The following is a 22,637-nucleotide window of genomic DNA, read 5'->3' as shown; positions in this document are numbered from 1 at the left end:
TCACGTGCTCGGGGCCGGCTCCACCAAGGAGCCGGTCCGCAGCACTTTCCGGCCTGGCGGGTGCTGGTGACCGTCGCAGCCAACCGCGGTTGGATGAGCTGGCGAGCAGTAAACGCACGCGCAGGGTGTCAGTGCCCTGGTGTTGAGGGCAAAGAATTCTCCAGGCCCGTGTCGATTTGCCCTCGCGCTGTTCGACCTGTGGGTGAGAAGGTCGAAGGGCGACCTTCCAAAACCTAGGAGATTGAAATGGCAAAGTACATGTTGATCATGCGCGGAACCGACGAGTCGTACGCCAACCTTGAGAAGGCCGACTTCAACGAAATGCTCGAGACCATGGGCAAGTTCAATGATGAACTGATCCGCGCCGGTGTCCTGCTGGCAGCCGAGGGCCTGGACGATCCGAAGGAGGGCGTCGTAGTGGACTTCACCGGCGAAACCCCGGTGGTCACCGACGGGCCCTACGGCGAAACCAAGGAGCTGTTCGGCGGCTACTACATCCTGGATGTGGCATCGAAGCAGGAAGCAATTGAGTGGGCCAAGCGGGCACCCATGACGGCTGGAACCAAGACGGAAATCCGCCGGGTACCCTCAATCGACGAGTTCCCGCAGGACAACGAATGGATCCAGAAGGAACGCGCGTGGCGCGAGCAGGCCGGCCAGCTCTGAACCACCCAGCTTTGACCCGACAGCCTTGATCCAGCAGTGAGCAGCAACGAGGCAAGGGCCGCCGTCGAAGCGGTGTGGCGCATGGAGTCCGCCCGCATCGTCGGCGCCCTTGCCCGCTATACGGGCGATTTCCCGCTGGCCGAAGACCTCGCACAGGAGGCGCTTGCCGAGGCGCTCGTGTCCTGGTCGGTGAATGGCGTCCCCGCCGAACCGGTGGGCTGGCTGCTGACCACCGGCCGCCGTCGTGCCATCGACACCTTCCGGCGCCGTGCCGCGCGGGACGAAAAGTATGCGCTGCTGGCCCGCGACCTCTCGGAGGAGGAGCCGGGCGCGGACTCCCTGTTCGACCCCGAGGCGATCGACGACGACGTGCTGGCCCTGATGTTCATCTCCTGCCATCCGGTGCTGTCCAAAGAAGCGCGGATCGCGCTGACATTGCGCGTAGTGGGCGGCATGGGCACCGAGGAGATCGCGAAGGCGTTCCTGGTTCCGGTGCCGACCATCCAGGCGCGCATCACCCGGGCCAAGAAGACACTGGCCGCTACCCACGTTCCATTCGCCGTTCCCGAACCCCACGAGGTAGCAGAACGGCTTGGCTCGGTGCTCCAGGTGGTCTACCTGATCTTCACGGAGGGCTCCTTCGCGTCCGGCGGTGACTCCTGGATGCGCACGGACCTGGCCAGCGAAGCACGCCGCCTGGCCCGCGTGCTTGTGCGGCTGGCGCCCGAATCCGAGGTGTTTGGCCTGCTGGCCCTGATGGACCTGACCGCCGCGCGATTCCCGGCGAGGATCGATTCGTCCGGCCGGCCCGTCCTCCTGGAGGACCAGGACCGGCGGCGGTGGGACCAGTCCGCGATTCGGCGCGGTCGCGCGGCGCTTTCGACGGCGGTGGCTGCGGGCCGCGGGCTGGGAGCCTACGGGCTGCAGGCCTCCATCGCCGAATGCCACGCGGTGGCCCGCTCGGTTGCGGAAACGGACTGGCAGCGGATCGTCATCCTCTACGAGGCGCTGGGGCGGTTGTCGCCGTCGCCGATTGTTGAACTGAACCGCGCGGTAGCAGTGGCCATGGCATCGGGCCCGGCAGCCGGGCTGGAACTGGTCGACGCGATCGCGTCCCGTGGCGAACTCAACGGATCACACCTGCTGCCGGCGGTCAGGGGCGAGATGCTGAGCAGGCTCGGCCGACGCGCGGAAGCGCAGGCGGCGCTGCAACGGGCAGCCGGCCTGTGCACGAATGGGGCCGAACGCGCAGCGCTGGAACGCAAGATCGACGAGTTGGGCCGCCAGTAGATCCTAGGACCGCGATGCATAGGGCTCGTCGCGTCCTGAGAAATACATGCCTCATGCTCTTATTGACGTTCCTATTGTTGCAGCATGAGTAATAATCGCTGTGCCGAAGTTACTTGAAACTTTAACTAATCGGGGCTAGGGTTAACTTCAAGCTTCAACTAATTTCACGTCCCATACGTCGAATGCCAGGAACCCCAGATGACCATTGCTTTCGAGACCATCGCCGCGCCTGCCGTGGCACTGCCCCCGGCCACGGTACGCAGCCGGGTCACCGTTCCGTTGCGCTTCCCGGACGGTTACGCGACAGACGCAGAGGTCCTGACGTTCCATGGGCTGGCCGACGGCAAGGAACACCTGCTGCTCGCCCTGGGCGGCTGGGAGCAGTCATCGACGGGTCCGGCACGGGAGGAAGAGGCCCCGCTGGTCCGCCTGCACAGTGAATGCCTGACCGGCGACGTGTTCGGCAGCGAGCGCTGTGACTGCGGACCGCAGTTGCGCGAAGCAGTTGAGGAGATCGCCGCCGTCGGCGGGTTCCTGCTCTACCTCCGCCAGGAAGGACGCGGCATCGGCCTGTACTCCAAGCTGGACGCCTACGAGCTGCAGGACGCCGGCTATGACACCTACGAAGCCAACGTTGCCCTCGGACACAAAGAAGACGAGCGTGACTACACGGCGGGCGCCCAGATGCTTGCCGCCGTCGGGGCCACCACCGTCCGTCTCCTCAGCAACAACCCGGACAAGGCCGCGCAGCTGATCTCCCTCGGTGTCGACGTCACCGCACAGATCCCCACCGGCGTCCATCTGTCCCCGTCGAACTTCCGCTACCTGGCCGCCAAACGCGACCACACCGCACATACGCTCGATCTCCCGCAGAACGGCGCCGGCTCCTCCCTGGTCGCTGCAACCTCCGACGCCGTCCCCAGTCCCGAGGAGTTGCTCGCCCGGGTGGACGCCCTCATTCCCCGCCTCCGGGAACGGGCTGAGGAAACGGAGCGTTTGCGCCGCCTCCCGGAAGACACCATGGCGGAGCTGAGCGCGGCGGGCGTCTTCCGGATACTTGCGCCGAAGGCGGTGGGCGGATTCGGCATGGGCATGGAAACCTACGCCACCGTCATTCGGCGCCTGGCCCAGGGCTGCGCCTCCACGGCTTGGACCGTCGGGCATCTGGCAGAGCACGTCTGGATGCTGGCTCGCTGGCCCCGGCAGGTCCAGCAGGAAGTCTTCGCGGACGGACCGGCGCCGATGGCGGCCGCCACCGGCGCGCCCCTGGGCGCGGCGGAAAAGGTCCCCGGAGGCTACTCCATCTCCGGCACGTGGAGCTTCGCTTCCGGCGTGATGCACTCCGAGTGGGCACTGCTGGCCGCGCACGACGGCGACACGCGCCTGCAGTGCCTCGTCCCCGTCTCCGAGCTGGAGCTGCTGGACGTATGGCACACCGCCGGCCTGCGGGGCACAGGCAGCAACGATCTCCGCGCCCGCTCGTTGTTTGTCCCGGGCTACCGGACACTGGACTGGTCCCTGCTGGCTGCAGCGGACAACCCCGGAAGCAGGATCCACCAGGACCCCATCATCCACGCTCCCGTGGCAATGCTGCTGAACATGGTGGCGCCTGCCGCCGCCTTGGGAGCCGCCGAGTACGCCGTCGAACTGTTTCGCGAACGCATGATGGTGCGGAAGGTGAAGAACACGGCTGAAAACCGCCAGGCGGATTCACCGCTCGCGCAGGCCCGCTTTTCGCAGGCCTACGGGCTGCTTGCCACGGCCCGTTTGCACTGGGAAGAGGCGCTGCGGATGGTTTCTGCGTCGCATGAACGCCGGCTTCCACCACAGACGGACGAGGAACGGGCAGCGTACCGGCTGTCGCTCGCCCTGAGCGGGGCAGCATCGGCCGAGGCAGTTCAACTCGTGGCCTCCGGGTCGGGCGGCAGCATCCACCGTCTTGCCCACCCGCTCCAGCGGATCCAGCGTGACGTGAATGTCCTCCTCAACCATCCCACCCTGTCCATCGATCCGATTCTGGAGCAGGCGGGCCGTGGACTGCTGGGCCTCGGCATCACGATTCCCTCGTTCTGAGGCCTCCAGTCCTGGTCGGCTCCGACAGGGCTCGCCGGTGCGCCCTTAGGGACCCGGTTTGGGGCGGGTCCGGGGCGCGTATGTTTCCGGCGCTAGTCCTTCGCTGGTCGCAACGTGGGTCTGCATCCCCGGGACGGCATCGGTGTTCTGTGCACTTACCGCCAGCCACCGTCCGCTCTGTTGCCGGACCGTCGTGAAGCTGATGACGCCGCGCCTGGTCCCCGCTCTTTCCCCGGTGGGTGTGATCTGGCCGTTCATCGTCCAACTCGCGTGAACCACGGCCACGTCGTCCCCGAGCTCGCGGACCATGACGCGGTCCAGCACCATGACGGTGTCCGGAAACATGTGTCGGAAACCGTAGGCATGGTTGTCCCGGATCTGCTCACGGGTGGTCCACCAAAGGCCGACAACATTGACGAAGTCGGCGTCCTCAACGAACAGGGCCGCCAAGGCAACGGGATCAGCAGCGTTCCATGCGGCGGCGAACCCCTCGGCGACGCCCCGCGGACTTGATGTCATCGGATCCAGCCTATCGCTCCAGGGGCTCCCGCCAGAGTCAGCACGTCCTGTTCGTCACCGTGACTGTCCGAGGTGCCTGGAAGGACAGGAGCCGGATCCAGTCGGGCTCGCGGTCCCGCAGCTGGATTCGGGGCAGCGCCGCAGCGGCTTCCTGGATGGTGACGGCGGCCTCCAGTTCCGCGAGCTTGGCCCCGAGGCAGCGGTGGATGCCGGAGCCGAACACAAGGCCGTAGGAGGTTGATTCTCCTCGCCGGGCTGCCTGTTCAGCCAGGGACTGGCTCTCGGCTTCTGCCGTTGCCGTGACCTGGTTGCCGCTCAGTTCGAGGAGGATTTCGGCGCCGGCAGGGATCAGACCGCCAGCGAGGTTCGTGTCGTGGGCGGCCACGCGGCGCCAGGTGGGGACGGATGATTCGGTGGTGAGCACGTGCCGGACCACGGCCTTGGAGCCTGCCTCGGACGCCGCGTCCTTCCAAGTCTCGGGGGCGAACCCCTCCAGGAGCCGGAACAGGGTGGTGCTGATCAGCTGGGTGGTGGTTTCCTGCCCGGCGATCAGCAGGAAGTAGCCCAGCGAGCAGATTTCGGGCGTGGACAGGCCGTGTTCGGCCAGGGATTTGAACAGGTTGCGTCCGGGGGCGTTCCTGGATTCCGCCACGAGCTTCCGCAGCCAGACGTAGAAATCGGCGGCGCTGTGGGCCAGTTCGAGTTGCCGGTCCTCGTCGGGCCAGCCCCAGAACAGCTCCATGGATTCAAGGCCCCACCGCTTGATGTCCGGCAGATCCCGAACAGGCAGCCCGAGGAGTTCGAGCATGACGACGGCCGGGGGAAACGCCGCCACCGTCTGCACGAGGTCCACGTTTCCGGACGAGCCGAGCCGGTCCGCGGCGTTCCGTGCCGCCTCCCTGGCCAGCTCCCGGATCCGCGGCTCCATGGCGGCGACCGTGGCAGGGGTGAAAAAGCCCGCCACGACCTTGCGGATCCCGGCGTGCGTGTCAGTGTCGTTGCTGGCCAGGACGGGAGGCAACGCAAAGCGGACGCGCTGCAGCACGCGCAGGGCGGGCCCGTTCAGGGGTGTCACCGCGACCAGGGCATTCACGGGGCTGAAGTCGGCAGGACGGTGCAGCACGTCACGGACCGCGTCCGGGTCGCGCACCACGAGGTACGGGCAGCGTGCCTGCCCGGGGCTGTCAGTCTGTCCCGGACCTCCCACACGGGGCTCCGCGGATCTCGCGCTCGTCATCGCCGGGTTCATGCGGGCAGGCCGTTCAGCCAGGCAGCTGCACCGGCGCGGAAAGCAGCCGGGGAAAGTTCCGAGGCCTGCTCGGGAAGGGCGCCGAGGAAGGGCACCCGCAGCGATCCGAGCACCTGGCGGTTGCTGTGGTGTACGAAGTCGGGGTTGCCCGGCCAGCTGCCGAGCACGACGCCGATGACCTGCAGGTCGCGCGCTTCCAGCGCTTCGAGGGTCAGTGCGGTGTGGTTCAGTGTGCCGAGGGCGGGCCGGGCGACCAGCACGAATGCCGCCGCCAGGAGCGATCCGAGGTCCGCAAGGGTGCCGCCGTCGGAATCCAGCTCCACCAGCAGGCCGCCTGCGCCCTCAACCAGGACGTGGTCGTGGGACGCGGCGAGTTCGCGGACCTTCTTGGCGTGCGCAGCCACCGTGGGGAGCGGCGTTCCGTCGACGGTGGCAGCGGCGACGGGCGCCAGCGGCTCCTGCAGGACCACTCCGGTTTCCGCCGTCACGGCGCCGGCAAGCCGGACAATTTCGGCCGCGTCGGAATCGCCGACGGCTGCTCCTGACTGGCACGGCTTGTAAACCGCGACGCTGCGGCACGTTCCGTGCAGGACGGCGGCGAGGGCCGCCGTCGTGATGGTCTTGCCGACGCCGGTGTCCGTTCCGGTGACCAGGATGATGCCGGGCAGGTTCATGGAAGTTCCTCCAAAATGCCGCGCAGCACTGCGCAGCTGTCTTCGATTTCCTCGGGGGTAAGGGTGGCGCGGGCGGTGAGCCGCAGCCGCGAAATCCCGTCCGGAACGGACGGCGGCCGGAAGCAGCCGATCCGGACACCGGCGGTGCGCGCGGCCCCGGCGGCGGCGAGGGCCGATTCGGCGGACGGCATGGCGAGGGACTGGACGGCCCCGGCTGCCCGGTCGACGGCAGCGCCGCGGGCTGCAAGGGCGGGGGCGAGCCCGGCGGCCAGCGTCGCCGCGTTGCTTCGGACGGATCCGGCCCGCCAGGGTTCATCGCGGATGATCCGCACCGCGGCGAGGGCCGCCGCGGCGGAGGCGGGTGCCAGACCGGTGTCGAAGATGAAGCTCCGGGCCCGGTTGATGAGGTGTTCCCGCAGCAGGGCGGATCCCAGCACCGCTCCGCCCTGGCTGCCCAGGGCCTTGGACAGCGTCGCCGTCACGATCACATTCGGATGCCCGGCAAGGAAAGTCCCGGCCACCGAGCCGCTGCCCTGGAAGTTGCCGGTGCCGGTGACTCCGAGGCTGTGGGCCTCGTCGATGAGCAGCACCGCGTCGTACTGCTCGGCCAGCGCCAGCAGGGCAGCGAGCGGGGCTTCGTCGCCCAGGACGCTGTAGAGGGATTCGACGGCGATGAGCGCCCGCGGTTCCGGCCGGTCGGCCAGCAGCCGGCCGGCTTCCTCCACGCTGTTGTGGGTGAACGATTCGGTGCGGGAGCGGCTGAGCCGGAAGCCGTCGATCATCGAGGCATGGCAGTGTTCATCCGCGACGATCAGGGTCCCGGGCCCGCCCAGCGCCGTGATCACACCGATGTTGGCCAGATAGCCGGAGGAGAACACGAGCGCCGTTTCCATCCCGGCCAGCCCGGCCAGTTCCTGCTCCAGGTCCAGATGCAGCCGGGTTGTTCCGGCCACTAGGCGCGAGGACGTGGCGCCGGTGCCCCACAGCGACGCCGCCGCCGCAGCGGCCTCGGCAACCCGCGGATCCGCCGAAAGTCCCAGATAGTCGTTGCTGGCCAGGTCGATGAAGCGCTCGTCCGCGGCGCGGGGGAGCGGGCGGCGGACCAGGCCCCGGCGGTCCCGGACTGCGGCCTGCCGCTCGAGCCACTGGGTCATCGAATCGCTCATACCGCTCCTCCGGACCGTGCCGGGACGCGCTCGTGGACCTCGGCGACGGCTGCCGTCATGCCCGCGGTGATCTGCTCAACATCCGCCGCGGTGCTGATGTACGGGGGCATGGTGTAGACGAGGTTCCGGAACGGCCTGACCCAGACTCCGTGCCGGATCGCCGCGGCGGTGACCGCAGTGACATCGACGGCGTCATGCAGCTCGATGACCCCGACGGCGCCGATGGTGCGGACATCCCGGACGGCCTCAAGGTCCAGGGCGGGGGCGAGCCCGGAAACCAGGCCCGCGCCGATCCGGGCGACGTCGGCCCGCCAGCCGCCGTCGCCGATGATGCCGAGGCTGGCGTTGGCCACCGCACATGCCAGCGGGTTGCCCATGAAGGTGGGGCCGTGCAGCAGCGCCCCGGCCAGGCCGCTGGAAACCGTCGATGCAATCTCCTCCGTGCAGAGCATCGCGGCCAGGGTAACGTACCCGCCGGTCAGGGCCTTGCCCACGCACATGATGTCCGGCACGACGCCGGCATGACCGGCCGCGAACAGCTTGCCGGTGCGTCCGAAGCCGGTGGCGATCTCATCGAAGATGAGCAGCAGACCGTGCCGGTCCGCCACCTGCCGCATCGTTGTCAGGCATTCGGCCGGGTAGGCGTGCATGCCGCCGGCACCCTGGAGGACCGGTTCGACGATGATGGCGGCCAGCTCCCCGGAATGCGCAGCAGCGATGTCCCCGAGCTCGGAGGCCCACGCCTGCACGGTTTCCCGTGTCGCGGAAGAAGCCGCCGGGGGACGCGGCGCAAATACATTGCCGGCCAGCAGGCCCGGGAAGGCCGAGTGCATTCCGTCCACGGGATCGCAGACCCCCATCGCCGCGAAAGTGTCGCCGTGGTACCCGCCGCGCAGGCTCAGGAACCGCTGCTTCTGCGGGTGCCCGGACGCGGTCTGGAACTGCACCGCCAGCTTCAGCGCAACCTCCACGGCGACCGAACCCGAGTCCGCGAGGAACACCCGATCCAAGGCCGGCCGTCCGGGCGCGGCAGGGGCCATGTCCACCAGCCGCTCGGCCAGTTCCACCGCCGGGGCATGGGTAAGCCCGCCGAACATCACGTGGCTGAAACTCTCCAGCTGCCGCTTTGCAGCGGCGTCCAGCACCGGGTGGCGGTAGCCGTGGATCACCGACCACCACGAGGACATCGCATCCACCACCTCATGGCGGGCGGCGTCCTCGCCCCGAAGCCGCAGGCGCACGCCGTCGGCCGCCTCGACCTCCCACAGCGGGAGGTCCGGCGAAGCCGGTGCGTACGGGTGCCACAGCCGCGCGCGGTCCCGCTGGATCAGGCTCATTGGTGCCGGACCCTTCGTCATGGTGCAAGCACCCCGTGGCGGGAGCATTCCGCCGACCAGCCCAGTGGCGTCACCTGGACTTTCATGCGACGCCGGCAGTCGGCGCAGTAGCGCGGCGGCTCCATTGCGAGGCGTTCGCCACAGCGGCGGTGAACGTCCGACGTCGGGTCGGCGCCGCCGTCGGACGGCTCGCCGCAGTGCCCGCAAAACTGCGCCGTGGCGGCGCTACTGGAAACCCCGGTGGTTGAGCGGTTGGGGAGCGAAACCCGGTTCATAGCGTTTTCTGGAGTTCCTTGATGGGCATGTTCAGTTCGACGAGCAGGTTGAGGTCGGCGGTGGCGGGGCGGCCCAGGGTGGTGAGGTAGTTGCCGACGATGACGGCGTTGATGCCGCCGAGCAGGCCTTCGCGGGTGCCGAGGTCCCCAAGGGTCAGTTCCCGGCCGCCGGCGTAGCGCAGCACGGTGCGGGGCATGGCCAGCCGGAAGGCGGCGATGGCGCGCAGGGCGTCTTTGCCGTCCATGATGCCCTGGTTTTCGAGCGGGGTTCCGGGGCGGGGGTTGAGGAAGTTGAGCGGGACTTCGTGCGGTTCAAGGGCTGCGAGCTGGGCGGCGAGTTCGGCCCGCTGCTCCAGGGTTTCGCCCATCCCGATCAGGGCACCGCAGCACAGTTCCATGCCGGCGGCCTTGACCATGTTGCAGGTGTCCAGGCGTTCTTCGTAGCTGTGGGTGGTGACCACTTCGGGGAAGTAGCTGCGCGCGGTTTCGAGGTTGTGGTTGTACCGGTGCACACCCCACTCGGCGAGCTGGTTCACCTGGCGCTGGGTGAGCATGCCCAGGGAGCACGCGATGTTGATGTCCACGGCTTCGTTGATGCGGTCGATCGCGAACTTGATCTGGTTCATGAGCTTGATGTCGGGGCCGCGGACGGCGGCGACGATGCAGAACTCGGTGGCTCCGGTGGCGGCGGTTTCCTTGGCGGCCTTGACGAGTTCCGGGATGTCGAGCCAGACGCCGCGCACGGGGGAGTCGAACAGGCCGGACTGGCTGCAGAAGTGGCAGTCCTCGGGGCAGCCGCCGGTCTTGATGGAGATGATGCCCTCCACCTCGACGTCCTCGCCGCAATGCTTCAGACGCACTTCGTGGGCGAGCTGCAGGGTTGCGGGGAGGGCTTCGTCCGGCAGGCGGAGTACTTCCTCAAGCTGCGCCTGGGTCAGGCCGATGCCGTCTTCGAGGACCTGCCGGCGGGCGGTTTCCAGGATGCCGTAGCCCGTGCCCGTGCCGGCCGCGGGGACTGCCGCGGGGGTGGTTTCGTCGCTCGTTTTGTCGCTCTCGGCGATGTTTGCCTGAATCGTCATTGATGGGTCCTTTGCGCTTGCTGGCTGCGGATATTCCTCCGAACCGACGCTAGTTCCCCGTCGGAGGCGGGATTTTGTGGGGTCCCCACAACCGGCTGCCCGTGATATTGGATGGACCATCCTGCGGCCGCGACACTGCGCGGGCGGGCCTTCCACCGGCCGGAGGTCAGGTTTCGTCCAGCCAAGCTTGGAATACTGGGAGAAGTCGCGCGGCCTGGCGCCCGCACTCAGATTCCAGGTCAATAGGCAAGTGCCGGCTATTGCCTTGATTCAGCTGACGTTTCGAACCGGCCAGATATAGCTATGGGAGGCATATGACGCTGCTGGTTGATGGAACCGTCGAGACGGCCACCCGGCAAAGCACCGGGAAGAGCGCCGGGAACCCTACAGTGCCCCAGAGGCTGGAGGGCCTCGATGTTATTCGCGGCGCTGCCGTTGGCGCCGTTCTGATGGGACATTCGTGGCCCGGAGTATTTCAAGGCGCCGGCATCGTCGGTGTCATTGTCTTCTTCGTGCTGAGCGGTTACCTGATCACGGGGGTGCTCCTCCGGGACGTCGAACGGCATCGCAGAATCCGTTACGGCCGCTTTTACGCGCACCGGGCCTTCCGCCTGTTGCCGGCACTCATCGCCTTCCTGGGCGTCTACGCCGTCGTGGAACTGACGGCCGATGTGCTCGGGGACCGGTCGAAGGGAATCATCGGTTATACGCTCCTCGCTGGTTTCGGCCACCTCAAAGACCTGCCGCTGCCCTTCGACGTCAGCATGGCCATCGGGCCGCTTTGGACCTTGGCGGTGGAAGAACAGTTCTACCTGATCTGGCCGGCTTTGCTGGTAATTGCCCTGCGGAGGAACCGCCAGGGATGGTTGATTGTCTGGTCTGCCGTCGTCGTCCTTTCACTGATGGCTGCGAGCGTGCTGGCGATGGTGATCCTGGCGCCGAACCTTCATTCCCTGGTCTACGCGCTGCCGACGACGTGGGGTCTCGGGCTGATCATCGGTTCGGCGGTGCGCCTCTACAGGGTCCGGATGTTCAGCTGGTTCTCGGGCCGCCGGACCAGACGGGCGGCCCTGATTGGCTCGATCCTTGTACTCGCCGCGTTGGTGTTCTTCCCCAAGGCCAACGAATCGCCGGCCTTCTTCGTTGGAGGCCCGCTGGTCATGGCTGCCGCCGCCGTCCTGGTAGTACTGGCCGCCTCCCGTACGCGCATCATGCCCAGGTGGACGCGCGCGTTGCAGCTCCTTGGCATGGTTTCCTATGCTGCCTACCTCTGGAACTATGTCGTGATTCTCTGGCTCAATGGCGGATCGACGGCCGACCTGCCGCCGCTCGTGGCCGTGGCCGCAATCCTGCTGACCCTGCTGCTGGCGGTCATCAGCTGGCACACCGTCGAAAAGCTGGGACGGATCGGGCGCGACCGCTTCGACAAGTACTGTCAGGCCAGGGTCGACGCCGGCACTACGATCCGTGGCTCGTAGCGATGTCGTGCGAGGCGGCCCATTCGCTGACGTCCCGGCGTTCGATCGCGGCGGCCATCAGCTCGGGAAACAGATCCGGGGTGCACGCGAAGGCCGGGACGCCGATCCCGGCGAGGGCCGCCGCATGGTTCGAATCGAACGTCGGATGGCCGCTGTCGCTCAGTGCCAGTAGGGCGATCAAGGTGGCTCCCGATCCGACGATGGAGGCGGCCCGCCGCAGCATCTCCTCGGCGATTCCGCCCTCGTAGAGGTCGCTGATCAACACCAGAATGGTCTCGGCCGGCTGGGTGATCTTCTCCTGGCAGTAGGCGAGCGCCCGGTTGATGTCCGTGCCGCCGCCCAGCTGGACGCCAAAGAGCACGTCCACCGGATCATCCATGTCGTCGGTCAGGTCCACCACCTCGGTGTCAAAGACGACCAGCCGGGTGCGGACGGACCTCAGCGAGCTGAGCACTGCCCCGAACACGCTCGAATACACCACCGATTCGGCCATCGAGCCGGACTGGTCGATGCACAGGATGATCTCGCGCTGCACCTCGGTGCTGCGCCGGGCGTAGCCGACCAGCCGCTCGGGCACCACGGTGCGATAGTCGGGCTGGTAGTTCCTGAGGTTCGCGGCGATCGTGCGGTTCCAGTCGATGTCCCGATGCCGGGGCCGCCGGGTGCGTGCCGCCCGGTTCAAGGCCCCGGAGACGGCCTGAACCGTCCTGGCGCGTAAGCGATCCTCCAATTCGCTGGTCACCTGCCGGACCACCGCCCTGGCAGTCTCGCGGGAATGCTCGGGGATGACGCGGCCGAGTCCGACGAGTGTGCTGACCAGGCTGATATCGGGCTGCACCGTGCGGAGCATCTCCGGTTCGAGGAGCAGCTGCCGCAGGCCGAGCCGGTCCATGGCATCGGCCTGCATCACCTGCACCACGGTGGAAGGAAAGTAGCCCCGAATATCGCCGAGCCACCGGGCCACCCGCGGGCTTGAGGCGCCGAGGCCTCCCGGTCCCGTTTTCGGGGCCCCGTACAAGTCCTCCAGGACCTTGTCACGGCGGGCATCAGCGGCCGAGAGCACCACGCTCTGACCGTCGTCCGTGGTGATGCCGTCGGCTTCGTGCCCGCCGAGCACCAGGCGCCAGCGGCTCAGCCGGTCGCGGCCGTCACTTCTGTCACGGCTGTCAGTCTTCGCGTCGGTCACGCGATCGCCTCCCATCCCAGGTAGCCGGCCATTGTGCGGATGGCCGGTCCCGCACCACGCATATCGAGCGTGGTCTCACCCGGGCCCCGCGAGGGCCCGCATCCGCGGCTCACCTGCTCGCCGATTTCCCGCCGTTCCGGACGGCTGAACGCGGAAAAGGTCCTGCGTAGCAGGGGCAGGACGTCGTCGAAGACTTCATCCCGCACGCCGGCGACCCAGTCGTCGACGAGCTGCAGGAGGCGTTGATCGTGAATCAGCAGCACTGCGTCGCCGGACAGAAGACCGTCCAGCCACGCGGCGGCCTCGGGCGCAGGCGTGGCGATCGACAGCCGGCGGCTGAGCCGGGCCGCAACCTCATCCCGCTCCACCAGGCCCGCGTCCATCAGCAGGCGGGTGGCCCGGCCGGCGACGGACCCGTGGATCCGGTCCGAACCGGCAGCGGCAGCCAACGCCCGGTGCCAGTCGTCCAGGGACAGCTCCGGCAACAATGACAAACCGTACTGGGCTGAGTCGATGGCGCGCCGCATGGCCGTTGCAGCGGCATCGTCCAGCCCGGCGCAGGCGGTGGGCAGGCCGACGCAGGCCCGTACCACCGTCGCATCGAGGATCCGCTGCACCCCGGTGACGTCCACCCCGCGCACATTGCCATACCGGCAGGTCCGGGCGAGCGGGGCTATGGTTTCCAGCAGCGGGACCACGTCCTGCTGCACTGCGGTTCGCTCGGCCAGTACCGACACCACGGCCCTGATTCCGTCCGGCAGATCGGCGAGCAGGCAACTGGCGAGCAGCTCGCTGAGGTCGGTCAGGCTGCCGGCAACCTGGGCGCGTTCCGCCACGCACGTCGCCGCTGCCGCTGCGATGGTGGTGCCGTAGCGGCTGGCGTCCACCACTGCGACGGCCAGTTCCGGCTGCCAGCGGAGGGTCCACGCTTCCTTGAAAGTGCCCTTGGTCCGGCCGGTGTCGGCGGGCGTGCCCCAGCTAACACCGAGCAATGCCAGCCGGTGCAGCAGGACCGAGCGGGCCAGCTGGGTCGGCTTGCGGAGGTCGATTGTCAGGAGCTCCTCCAACGCACTGGGTTGCAGGCGCAGTCGGCGCTGGGTTGCGGCGAGGTCGGCGGCAAGTGGGACGGTGGGCGCGGAGTCCGGCACGGTGCCTAGATCGTGTCCAACGGTGAGCTCGCGGTGCACCAGTGCCAGGGGGAGGGATGAGCCGTCACAGAGAACGGCTTGGGCGGCGTCATCCAGTTCCGCCAGGCCGGGGCTGGGCCGGCCGCGGACGGCTGCCAAGGCGTTGGCCATCCGGCTGGCCTCCACCACCGAAGCCGTCGAAGCGTCGAGCCTTTCCCGGCGAAGGGTTTGTGCAACCCGGACCAGCCACGTCGTGGCCACATCATTCGTGGAGTTGGCAGTCCAATGGGCGAAGAGGTGCTGGTACCAGCCAGGCGCCGTGACGCCTGCCCCGTATCCGGTTTGCAGTCTCAGCCGATCCGACGTCCACGGCACCCACGTGACGGCCACCTTGGTCTTGGGCAAACCGGCCAGAACCTTGTTGTCCGCCGCCGCTGGGGGAAAGTCCGCCGGGACCAGTGCAGGGGCGTGATAAGCCCCGCAGACCACTGCGATCCGCGCGTGCCCTTCACGCATGGCGGCGCGCAGCAGCCGACGCATCGCGGCTTCGCGCCGGTTGTTCTCGACGACGTCCGGGGCATCGGCGGGCCGGTCGTCAACGGCGCGGATCTCCGCGATGGCCTCGGTAATGGCCGCGAACCTCTCGAGGGGGTCGGCAATGCGGTGCTCGACGGCGTCCTCCCACCAGCGCTCCGCATCGCTGTACCCGGCAGCCTGGGCCAGCATGCCAATCGCATCCGGCCGGTAGGGCTGTTGCCGCGGAGCAGCGGGTTCGGCGTCCTCCACTGCGGCGTCTTCCTCCGCCGGGTCCGGCAGATCCGGCGCCTCCGGGGATGCCGGCGCCTCCGCAGGCGTAGCGGCTATATGCAGCGCAAAGCTGTTCGCCGCGGGAAGGTCGACCGTCCGCGCCGGGGTTCCCGTCGAAGCAGCCCAGCGGAACGCCACCCACTCAGGGGAAAATTCCGCCAAAGGATAGAAAGAGGCCAGTCTGGGCTGGTCGGCCGCGTAGATGAGCGCCGCCACGGGTGGAACCATCGCCGGATCGGAGACCAGCCGGACAACCTGGTCGAGCTCGGGCGGGCCTTCGATCAGCACCAGGTCAGGCCGGAGCGTCGCCAGGGCCTCGGCGACCGAGCGGGCCGAACCGGGCCCATGGTGCCGGATCCCCAGGACGTGGACGTCTGTCATTGATCAGTTCGCGGTTTCGAGGTCGCGGCAGGCCCGGTAGAGGTCCTTCCACTCCGGCCGGTTGCGGACCACGGTTTCCAGGTACTCCTGCCAGATCACCCGGTCCTGAACGGGATCCTTGACCACCGCGCCGACCAGGCTGGCCGCCACGTCCTCGGCGCGGACGCTGCCGTCACCGAAGTGGGCCGCCAGGGACAGGCCATTTGTCATGACCGAGATCGCTTCCGCGGTGGACAGGGTTGCCGACGGCGACTTGAGGGTGGTCCGCTGATCCTGGGTGAGGCCGGCGCGCAGTTCCCGCATCACCGTGACCACGCGGCGGATCTCCGAGAGTGCCGCAAGGTCGGCCGGAAGCTCGAGTGCTGCTCCAAGGCTCCGCACGCGGGTGGTGACGATCTCGACCTCCTGGTCGAGGCTGTCAGGCAGCGGCAACACCACGGTGTTGAAACGGCGGCGCAGCGCCGACGACAGGTCGTTGACGCCCTTGTCACGGTTGTTCGCTGTGGCAATGACGTTAAATCCCTTGATCGCCTGCACCTCCGCGTTGAGTTCGGGGATGGGCAGGGTCTTCTCGCTCATGATCGTGATGAGGGAGTCCTGCACGTCCGACGGGATCCGGGTGAGTTCTTCCACCCGCACCAGGCTGCCGGACTCCATGGCCCGCATCACCGGCCCGGCCACCAGAGCCGCCCGGGAAGGGCCGTCAGCAAGTAGCCTCGCGTAGTTCCAGCCGTACCTCAACGCCTCTTCCGGCGTTCCTGCGGTGCCCTGCACCACCAACTTGGAGGTGCCCGAGATCGCTGCCGCCAGATGCTCGCCGAGCCAGGTCTTCGCCGTCCCCGGCACCCCGAGCAGCAGCAGGCCCCGGTCCGTGGCAAGTGACGCCACGGCGATTTCCACCAGCCGGGCCGATCCCAGGTATTTGGGGCTGACCTGCGTGCCGTCGGGCAGGCCCCCGCCTAGGATGTAGGTGGCCACTGCCCAGGGGGACAGCTGCCAGCTGGGCGGCCGCGGACGATCGTCGACGGCGGCCAGGGCCTGGAGTTCGTCGGCGTAGGCGGTTTCCGCGTGGGCGCGGAGAATCTCCGGGGCGGCGGTCTGGGCATCGGTCATTGGAAAGCCTCCGTCAGCGATTGTCGGAACGATTGGTATTGCACGACGTCACGAAACACGCGGCGCCCGGGGGCGCCGTCGTCGGAACGTTGGAGCAAGCGGCGGCACTGGTCTGCCGTGTCGGGCGGCAGCGCCATCGGCAGGAAGCCGGACAGCATGGTCGCCAGCTGGCCGCCGTTCTTGGCAGTTACCAGCTCCAGGACGGCGGTGGCCAAGGGCGCGCCCCACGGCCTTGGCAGGTCGCGCAGCAAGGGGACCAGCGCCATCGGCTGAGCCGTGCCGCTGCGGATGTGGCGCAGGAGCGCGTGCTCCCGTTCGGCTGCCGGCAGGCAACCCAGCAACCGCGAGTCAGTGCGGATATCGAGCAGCGCGCGCACCCACTCATCGTCGGCGCGGAGGGCCGCGGTGGCGATTATTGTGTCGAGAACGCGGGGTTCGCCGTCAAGCATTGCCACTGTTGCGGCCGTGCTGCGGTCAGCGACCGTCGTCCAAACGTCGAGCGGGGCCCCGCGGATGATCGTGTCCAGCCGCCCCAGCCGGTCGGGTTCGCCAGTGCGAGGGGCAGGGGCGATCCCGTCGCGCAGGGCTATGGCGTCCGGATCGGGTGGCAGGTCGATCTCAAACTGCTTGCGCAGTAGGCCTTTGGTCCGCAGCAGAGGCTTCAGCCGGGCGGCCATGCGGTTGGCGCGGGCGCTCCCGGGGAGCCGGTCAAGCAGGTCGGCGGCGACGTCCCGCACGCTCTTTGCTTTGTCGTCCAGCGCATTCTCCAGCAGGTCTTCGTCGGCGGGTTCGATGTTGATGGCGAAGGCGCCGAGATGGGCGGCACGTTCCCGGGCACTGAGCGTATCCCAGTGCGCGTGCAGCCGGTCGCGGGCGGCCGCCGGGTCTGTGTGCCGGAGCCGTTCCAGTTCCGCTGTAGCGTCTGCCGTGCCCAGCTCTGCCCAGTCGATCGTCGTCGCGGGATGCGGACCGGAACCCTTGGGAGCGGGTCCCTTTGGCCCGGCACCCTTTTGCCTGAGGCCCTGAAGCCAGCGGCCCCGGGTTCCGATGGCCGGATCCACATGCTCTGCTACGGCCGGTCTTGTGTCGGCCAGGTCGAGCAGGCCAGGGAGCAGACGGTGCGGAACCCGCCGTCCGGACGCAGCCGCGAACTGCAGCCAGTCCGTCACCAGCTGCGTGCGCAGCTCCGGACCAACCGGGGGCTGGTTGAGTAGCAGGTCCAACAGCCGCACGGCTTCAGCGGAGGCCGGCGGGGCATCGTCCGGGGGTGCGGCATCAGGAAGTCTGGCGGGGTCCACAATGCCGGGGCGGCGGGCGGCACGGGTGACGACATCGGCCAACGCCGCCTGGTCGAGCAGCAACTCCTCGCGCGACAGGCCGTCGGGCGGGCGTAACTCCAGCTCCGCGGGCGGAGCCGGCACTGCGTGCCGCCCCGTGCCGACGAGCGCTGAGCTGCGAAGGTCTGCCAGCCAGGTCATGGTGTCATCACCGCTCCATCGACGACGACGGACAGCGGCCGCACGCTGCCGTCTTCCAGTTCTCCAAACACGTGGACCGGATGGCTGCCGGTAATCGCCAGTAGGGAGTCCACGGGTGCGCCGACCAGCGGGACGGCGTCGCCGGAACCGTCCCGCAGCCAGCCAGGCCCACCCGGGCAGACGCGGACCCCGGCGAACAGCACGGGGTGGCGCTCACGCCAGGGCGAGAGCGCCACCGCAGCCGATTCCATCTCCAACGCTTGGGCGATGCTGCAACCCTCGCCGAGGCTGGCGGCCAATCCCCGCGGGGCTATCGGACTGGTGAACATTGCCCGCTGCGGCGGGGAACCGGGGTATCGTGCGAGGGTGACGTCCAAGAGGGCGCCCGCGAGCTGGGGTGTCGCGAGTGCTTCACCTTGGGCGGCAAAATCGAGCACGACCACCACCGTTCCGTCGGGTCCGCGAAGCCAGGTACGTTGCTGCTGGAGCCGCCCGTCATCGCTGCGGTGGGCGCCGAGCACCAGCCACGGACCGGGGAGAGCCTCAGTGGACTGGACTTCGGCCGACGCCACTGCCCAGCCTACTGCCACCCGGAGGTCGGCAAACTCAGTGGGGGTCAGTTCGTCCCGTCTGGTCCAGGCTTTGGTCATTGCCCACCAGCGGCCGGTCCGCGAGAGCAGATGGTCGGCCCAATCGGCCCGGGCATGGACGTCTGAGCCCATCGCCCGCACTTGCTCGGCCAGACCCGGGAGCTGGGCGTCGACCAGGCGCCCGGCTACACCGTCCCACCAGGAATACGGCTGGTTGTGGGCAGCGGCCAGGCCGGTCCGTACGAGATCCGTCAGCCAGCGGGCGAAGTCGGCGATCCCCGCATCCATCAGCGTGAGCCTGTCGGCCAACCGCTTGGCCTGTGCTGCCGGATCCGCCTGCGGCTCCGACTGGCGGCGCTCCCGGGCGGCTGCGCGGTCCGCCCGCTGGGCGGCCCATTCCTCTGCGAAGTCGGCAGTCTCCGAGCCGCCGTCGGCCATTTCGCCCCGGGCCCACAGAAGGAGCAGCGCCAGCGCGTGCTTGCACGGGAACTTCCGGCTCGGGCACGAGCATCGATACGCAGGGGCGGCTATGTCCACGCTCACCTGATAGGGAGTCTTTCCGCTGCCCTGGCACTTGCCCCAGACCAGGACATCGTTGCTGCCTGTATCGGACCATGGACCCGGATGCGCCAGCTTTCGGGCGGCTGCCAGGGAAGATGCGTCGGGCGCGGCGCTGATCACCCTCTCCTCGCTCCAACGCCCCATGAAGGACATTCTGCCCGACGTCCTCGGCTCCGCAAGAGGGGCACGGCGGTGTGGCGGCCGGGAGGGCCGTGTCTGACGCACCGACGGCTAGTCGGCCTCGCTCCTCAAACCGATGCCGGTGTCATCCGCAGCGCCAGCATCCCGCCGTCGAGGAGCCGCTGTTCGACGATCCGCAGGGTGTGCCGGGTCCCGTCCTCCGGCAACGTCTTTTTGCCCTGACCGAGCACGATGGGCGAGACCAGCAGAACGTACTCGTCGACCAGGTTCTCCGCCATGAGCATCCTGACGAGCGTCGGGCTTCCCCACACGATCACGTTCTCCCGTTCGCGAAGGGCGCGGACCCGGCCGGGTACGTCGTCAGCGATGATCGTGCTGTTGTTCCAGTCCGCGTGTTGCAGGGTGGTCGACACGACGTACTTGGGCATGGCGTTGAACTTGTCGCGGGTTCGCCGACGTCGTCGTCGGTCACGGTTGTGGCTCTGCCGCGACGGGCTCAGGCATCCCCGCGGCGCGTCTCAAGTCTAGCGAGGGCCTTTGGGCCGCAACAGGGTGCGCGAATACGCTGGCATGGGACACAAGTTCACCGCCCAACTCTTGCCCGGCCTCAGCGTAGAGATTTCCAGGAACGGAAGGACGCCTCAATGACAAAGCGAGACACCCACTCAGTCGGCGCGCCGTGTCGGGTCGACACTTTCCAGCCCGATCCCCGGGCCGCCATGGACTTCTACGGACCGCTCTTCGGCTGGAGTTTCGACGATCCCACCCCGATGCCGACAGGGCTCGACGGCGAATACTTTGCTGCGCGCCTCCGCGGGCGGCTGGTGGCAGGGATCGGCCAGGCGCCGGCGCTATCCCGGCCGACGTGGAACACCCATGTGCGCGTCGATGACGTCGCGCAGACCCTCGCTCGTGCTGAGCAAGCGGGAGGTACACGCCTGGCAGGACCGTTTGGTGTCGGCCCAGATGGCGGCCTTGCCGTGGTCGCTGACGCTACCGGCGTCCCGTTTTGCCTGTGGCAGGCTGGCGAGACCGACGGGGCCGTGCTGGCCGATGAGCCGAATTCCTGGGCGATGAGCTCGCTGCACACGACAGATGTTGGCCGGGCACAGGCGTTCTACGGCGCATTGTTTGACTGGGAACTTGAGCCGGTGCCTGACGCTGCGTTTTCGCTGTGGCGGCGCTCAGGGCGAGTCGTGGCCGTCGTGACGGCGACGGACGGCGTGGCAGTCCCGCCGCATTGGAGCGTTAATTTCGCCGTCCGCGATGCGGACTCCATCGCCGGGCACGCCGTAGCCCTCGGCGGCACCATCTTGATGGCGCCGATGACTACGCCGGGATTTCGCAACGCGGTGATCGGCGACCCCCAAGGCGGCGTCATCGCGGTCAGCGCGCCCGCCAGCTGACACACCCACTCGACGGCCGTTTTCTGTGTGTTCGCTCTGGCACGCACAGACGCGGGAGACGACAATGGGAACGTGCTGCACCTTCGGCGAGGCGGGGACGGCACGATGAACGCCGCCGCCCGAAAGACCCAGCGGATCTATCTCACGTTGACGCTGGGCAATACCCTTGCAGCCTCGTTCATTTGGGGGATCAACACCCTCTTCCTGCTGGATGCCGGACTCAGCAACCTCGAGGCCTTTGCCGCGAATGCGTTCTTCACGGCCGGCATGGTGCTGTTCGAGGTGCCCACCGGAGTGGTAGCCGATGGTTGGGGGCGCCGCGTTTCGTTCCTGCTCGGCACCGTGACCCTGGCCGCATCGACGTACCTCTACTACCTGCTCTGGCAGCTTTCCGCGCCGTTCTGGTCGTGGGCGGTGGTGTCGGTCTTGCTCGGCCTGGGCTTCACCTTCTTCTCGGGTGCGGTTGAGGCCTGGCTCGTCGACGCGTTACGCTTCGCGGGGTACGAGGGCGGGTTGGAAACGGTGCTTGGGCGGGGTCAGATGGTGTCGGGCGTCGCGATGCTCGTCGGCTCGGTGGCCGGCGGTGTGATCGCGCAGGTCACCGATCTCGGCGTGCCGTTCCTGTTGCGCGTGGGCGTGCTGGTGGCCATGTTCGCCGTCGCCTTTTGGCTCATGCATGATGTCGGTTTCACCCCCGAACGCTCAACCCATCCTCTTCGGGCGACCCGTGCCGTCCTCTCCGCCTCGATCGAGAGCGGACTGAAGAATCCACCCGTGCGCTACGTGATGCTGGCCGCGCCGTTCAACGCCGGCGTCGGGATCTATGTCTTCTACGCCCTGCAGCCATACCTGCTTGAGCTCTTCGGCGACCCGCGGGCGTACTCCGTGGCGGGCCTGGCCGCGGCGATCGTGGCGGGGGCGGAGGTGCTCGGCGGCTGGCTGGCGCCGCGCGTTCGGCGCCTCGTTCGCAAACGCACGACGGTGCTGATTCTGAGCGGCATTGCCAGCGCACTAATACTGATCGTGCTCGGGTTCATCCGGGAGTTCTCGGTGGCTTTGGCGCTGCTGACGCTCTGGGCCGTGGTAGCCGAGGTGGGCATGCCAGTGCGGCAGGCCTACCTGAACGACATGATCGCTTCGAAGCAGCGGGCAACAGTCCTTAGCTTCGACTCACTCATTGGATCAAGCGGCGGTGTGGTGGTGCAGCCGCTGCTTGGCCGGTCGGCCGATGTGTACGGATACCCGGCCTCGCTGGCGATCGGCGGCGTGATTGAGTTGATCGCGGTGCCATTCCTTCTGGCGAGTCGCCGTCAGCACGCCCAGGCTGACGTGGCCAACGCCTCGACCAGCACGCCGAACGCGGAGTCCCAGCCGTCGTAGACGCCGTCGACCAGCGGGTGCACGCAGTGGCGCGGACACGCATGATAGAGACTTTGCGCCGGAGCCTGGCTAACTTTGCCCTCGATCCCGGCGTGCCGCTGGCAGCGCAGCGCGATACGCCGCACGGCCTGTTGAAGTGGCGCATCACTGTGCGCGACGACGGCCGCATCGAATGCGCTGGCGCGTTGCCTACTTTGATCGAATGGCAAGGAGCGCATCCCAGTGAACACCTCCCTCCTACTCCCTTGGCGCTGGAGGAGCTGATATTTCGCGGCGTTCCGCCGCAGGCTCTCGACGTGTTGAAGCTGCCCGAAGTGCTGGCCGTCCCTCTAGACCCTGCGCAGGAAGCGCCGCTCAGCGCCGCGCTGAATTCGCCGCGTGGCCGCGTGGTGCTCGACGCCTGGCACGCCGAAGGCTGAACCGCCCGAGCGATCCTGGCCGGGAATTCCGGGCTGAGGGAAGGTGGGCGAGCGGCTATAGGGTCCAACGGGAATTCCTAAGGTGCCCTTGGCAGGCTGTGGACACCTGGTCGAAACGGTGCCCCCATCAGCGGTTCGATCAGTCCGCCGGCCCGGCACTGCACCCCCTTCGTTACTGCCTGGCCGGCGGCCTTCTGGGGAAATCCGAGCTGCTTCCAAGACCTCGCCCAGGGTCAACCCCA

General features: G+C 68.0%; 19 protein-coding genes. 7 read left to right on the top strand and 12 right to left on the bottom strand.

The genetic code is table 11. The features are described from left to right. Positions 1-246: 246 nt before the first annotated feature. The 3 genes from J7I89_RS12835 to ribA all read left to right on the top strand — a co-directional run bounded on the left by J7I89_RS12835 (position 247) and on the right by ribA (position 4,029). The gene (locus J7I89_RS12835; RefSeq protein WP_214970804.1) at positions 247-666 is read left to right on the top strand and encodes a YciI family protein; all 420 of its coding nucleotides are present in this window, start codon (positions 247-249) and stop codon (positions 664-666) included. A 36-nt stretch (positions 667-702) separates the two neighbouring features. After that, entirely contained in the window at positions 703-1,956 is a 1,254-nt protein-coding gene (locus J7I89_RS12830; RefSeq protein WP_214970802.1) for an RNA polymerase sigma factor, read from the top strand. 198 nt (positions 1,957-2,154) lie between these two features. Further along, the gene (ribA, locus tag J7I89_RS25615; protein WP_214970800.1) at positions 2,155-4,029 is read left to right on the top strand and encodes a GTP cyclohydrolase II RibA; all 1,875 of its coding nucleotides are present in this window, start codon (positions 2,155-2,157) and stop codon (positions 4,027-4,029) included. A gap of 45 nt (positions 4,030-4,074) precedes the next feature. On the opposite strand, the gene J7I89_RS12820 is transcribed toward ribA, so the two are convergent. The 6 genes from J7I89_RS12820 to bioB form a co-directional block, all read right to left on the bottom strand. Then, positions 4,075-4,548, bottom strand: coding sequence for an SgcJ/EcaC family oxidoreductase (locus tag J7I89_RS12820; protein WP_214970798.1), 474 nt, complete (start codon positions 4,546-4,548; stop codon positions 4,075-4,077). 37 nt (positions 4,549-4,585) lie between these two features. Then, the gene (locus J7I89_RS12815) at positions 4,586-5,785 is read right to left on the bottom strand and encodes a cytochrome P450 (protein ID WP_214970795.1); all 1,200 of its coding nucleotides are present in this window, start codon (positions 5,783-5,785) and stop codon (positions 4,586-4,588) included. Positions 5,786-5,793: 8 nt separating this feature from the next. Further along, a complete protein-coding gene (gene bioD, locus J7I89_RS12810; protein WP_214970793.1) occupies positions 5,794-6,471 on the bottom strand; it encodes a dethiobiotin synthase in 678 nt (225 codons plus the stop codon). Further along, positions 6,468-7,625 carry an 8-amino-7-oxononanoate synthase gene (locus J7I89_RS12805; RefSeq protein ID WP_214971031.1) on the bottom strand — a complete coding sequence of 386 codons (1,158 nt, stop codon included), beginning with the start codon at positions 7,623-7,625 and terminating at the stop codon, positions 6,468-6,470. The genes bioD and J7I89_RS12805 overlap by 4 nt, the downstream gene beginning before the upstream one ends. A gap of 8 nt (positions 7,626-7,633) precedes the next feature. Then, the gene (locus J7I89_RS12800) at positions 7,634-8,974 is read right to left on the bottom strand and encodes an adenosylmethionine--8-amino-7-oxononanoate transaminase (RefSeq protein ID WP_251045274.1); all 1,341 of its coding nucleotides are present in this window, start codon (positions 8,972-8,974) and stop codon (positions 7,634-7,636) included. A gap of 271 nt (positions 8,975-9,245) precedes the next feature. Further along, positions 9,246-10,328, bottom strand: coding sequence for a biotin synthase BioB (gene bioB / locus J7I89_RS12795; protein ID WP_214970787.1), 1,083 nt, complete (start codon positions 10,326-10,328; stop codon positions 9,246-9,248). 314 nt (positions 10,329-10,642) lie between these two features. Here bioB and J7I89_RS12790 point away from each other — a divergent pair, with 314 nt between their 5' ends. Further along, a complete protein-coding gene (locus J7I89_RS12790; RefSeq protein WP_251045273.1) occupies positions 10,643-11,806 on the top strand; it encodes an acyltransferase in 1,164 nt (387 codons plus the stop codon). Here J7I89_RS12790 and J7I89_RS12785 read toward each other — a convergent pair. The 6 genes from J7I89_RS12785 to J7I89_RS12760 all read right to left on the bottom strand — a co-directional run bounded on the left by J7I89_RS12785 (position 11,787) and on the right by J7I89_RS12760 (position 19,690). Beyond that, positions 11,787-12,992, bottom strand: a complete 1,206-nt coding sequence (locus tag J7I89_RS12785; protein WP_308159893.1) for a VWA domain-containing protein — start codon at positions 12,990-12,992, stop codon at positions 11,787-11,789. The two genes, J7I89_RS12790 and J7I89_RS12785, sit on opposite strands and share 20 nt — an antisense overlap. Beyond that, positions 12,989-15,307 (bottom strand): DUF5682 family protein, encoded by a 2,319-nt coding sequence (locus J7I89_RS12780; protein WP_214970781.1) that lies wholly within the window; start codon positions 15,305-15,307, stop codon positions 12,989-12,991. The genes J7I89_RS12785 and J7I89_RS12780 overlap by 4 nt, the downstream gene beginning before the upstream one ends. 3 nt (positions 15,308-15,310) lie before the next feature. Next, the gene (locus J7I89_RS12775; RefSeq protein ID WP_214970778.1) at positions 15,311-16,420 is read right to left on the bottom strand and encodes an AAA family ATPase; all 1,110 of its coding nucleotides are present in this window, start codon (positions 16,418-16,420) and stop codon (positions 15,311-15,313) included. Next, positions 16,417-17,898, bottom strand: a complete 1,482-nt coding sequence (locus J7I89_RS12770) for a DUF5691 domain-containing protein (RefSeq protein ID WP_214970774.1) — start codon at positions 17,896-17,898, stop codon at positions 16,417-16,419. Before J7I89_RS12770 ends, J7I89_RS12775 begins: the two co-directional genes overlap by 4 nt. Beyond that, the gene (locus J7I89_RS12765; RefSeq protein ID WP_214970771.1) at positions 17,895-19,193 is read right to left on the bottom strand and encodes an SWIM zinc finger family protein; all 1,299 of its coding nucleotides are present in this window, start codon (positions 19,191-19,193) and stop codon (positions 17,895-17,897) included. Before J7I89_RS12765 ends, J7I89_RS12770 begins: the two co-directional genes overlap by 4 nt. Before the next feature lie 104 nt (positions 19,194-19,297). Continuing rightward, positions 19,298-19,690 (bottom strand): dihydrofolate reductase family protein, encoded by a 393-nt coding sequence (locus J7I89_RS12760; protein ID WP_214971027.1) that lies wholly within the window; start codon positions 19,688-19,690, stop codon positions 19,298-19,300. Between the two features lie 144 nt (positions 19,691-19,834). On the opposite strand from J7I89_RS12760, the gene J7I89_RS12755 reads away from it, so the two are divergent. The 3 genes from J7I89_RS12755 to J7I89_RS12745 all read left to right on the top strand — a co-directional run bounded on the left by J7I89_RS12755 (position 19,835) and on the right by J7I89_RS12745 (position 22,395). Beyond that, positions 19,835-20,596: a VOC family protein gene (locus J7I89_RS12755; protein ID WP_214970766.1), complete on the top strand. Its 762-nt coding sequence runs from the start codon at positions 19,835-19,837 to the stop codon at positions 20,594-20,596. 105 nt (positions 20,597-20,701) lie between these two features. Next, complete coding sequence (locus J7I89_RS12750; RefSeq protein WP_214970764.1) at positions 20,702-21,976, top strand: MFS transporter; 1,275 nt, start codon at positions 20,702-20,704, stop codon at positions 21,974-21,976. A gap of 17 nt (positions 21,977-21,993) precedes the next feature. Continuing rightward, positions 21,994-22,395, top strand: a complete 402-nt coding sequence (locus J7I89_RS12745; protein WP_308159892.1) for a VOC family protein — start codon at positions 21,994-21,996, stop codon at positions 22,393-22,395. The last annotated feature ends 242 nt before the right edge of the window (positions 22,396-22,637 follow it).

The sequence above is a fragment of the Arthrobacter sp. ISL-5 genome (assembly GCF_018613835.1).
In the GTDB taxonomy this organism is placed as follows: Bacteria; Actinomycetota; Actinomycetes; order Actinomycetales; family Micrococcaceae; genus Arthrobacter.
The sequence above is the reverse complement of the archived record's forward strand: the minus strand, read 5'-3'. Positions and strand labels throughout refer to the sequence as shown.

What these genes read in the sequence shown, in the direction of transcription:
- J7I89_RS12790 (WP_251045273.1), top strand. Translation starts at nt 10,643, where the DNA reads ATGACGCTGCTGGTTGATGGAACCGTCGAGACGGCCACCCGGCAAAGC.
- J7I89_RS12805 (WP_214971031.1), bottom strand. Translation starts at nt 7,625, where the DNA reads ATGACCCAGTGGCTCGAGCGGCAGGCCGCAGTCCGGGACCGCCGGGGC.
- J7I89_RS12780 (WP_214970781.1), bottom strand. Translation starts at nt 15,307, where the DNA reads ATGACAGACGTCCACGTCCTGGGGATCCGGCACCATGGGCCCGGTTCG.
- J7I89_RS12765 (WP_214970771.1), bottom strand. Translation starts at nt 19,193, where the DNA reads ATGGGGCGTTGGAGCGAGGAGAGGGTGATCAGCGCCGCGCCCGACGCA.
- J7I89_RS12800 (WP_251045274.1), bottom strand. Translation starts at nt 8,974, where the DNA reads ATGAGCCTGATCCAGCGGGACCGCGCGCGGCTGTGGCACCCGTACGCA.
- J7I89_RS12775 (WP_214970778.1), bottom strand. Translation starts at nt 16,420, where the DNA reads ATGACCGATGCCCAGACCGCCGCCCCGGAGATTCTCCGCGCCCACGCG.
- J7I89_RS12835 (WP_214970804.1), top strand. Translation starts at nt 247, where the DNA reads ATGGCAAAGTACATGTTGATCATGCGCGGAACCGACGAGTCGTACGCC.
- J7I89_RS12815 (WP_214970795.1), bottom strand. Translation starts at nt 5,785, where the DNA reads ATGACGAGCGCGAGATCCGCGGAGCCCCGTGTGGGAGGTCCGGGACAG.
- J7I89_RS12770 (WP_214970774.1), bottom strand. Translation starts at nt 17,898, where the DNA reads ATGACCTGGCTGGCAGACCTTCGCAGCTCAGCGCTCGTCGGCACGGGG.
- J7I89_RS12750 (WP_214970764.1), top strand. Translation starts at nt 20,702, where the DNA reads ATGAACGCCGCCGCCCGAAAGACCCAGCGGATCTATCTCACGTTGACG.
- bioD (WP_214970793.1), bottom strand. Translation starts at nt 6,471, where the DNA reads ATGAACCTGCCCGGCATCATCCTGGTCACCGGAACGGACACCGGCGTC.
- ribA (WP_214970800.1), top strand. Translation starts at nt 2,155, where the DNA reads ATGACCATTGCTTTCGAGACCATCGCCGCGCCTGCCGTGGCACTGCCC.
- bioB (WP_214970787.1), bottom strand. Translation starts at nt 10,328, where the DNA reads ATGACGATTCAGGCAAACATCGCCGAGAGCGACAAAACGAGCGACGAA.
- J7I89_RS12820 (WP_214970798.1), bottom strand. Translation starts at nt 4,548, where the DNA reads ATGACATCAAGTCCGCGGGGCGTCGCCGAGGGGTTCGCCGCCGCATGG.
- J7I89_RS12755 (WP_214970766.1), top strand. Translation starts at nt 19,835, where the DNA reads ATGACAAAGCGAGACACCCACTCAGTCGGCGCGCCGTGTCGGGTCGAC.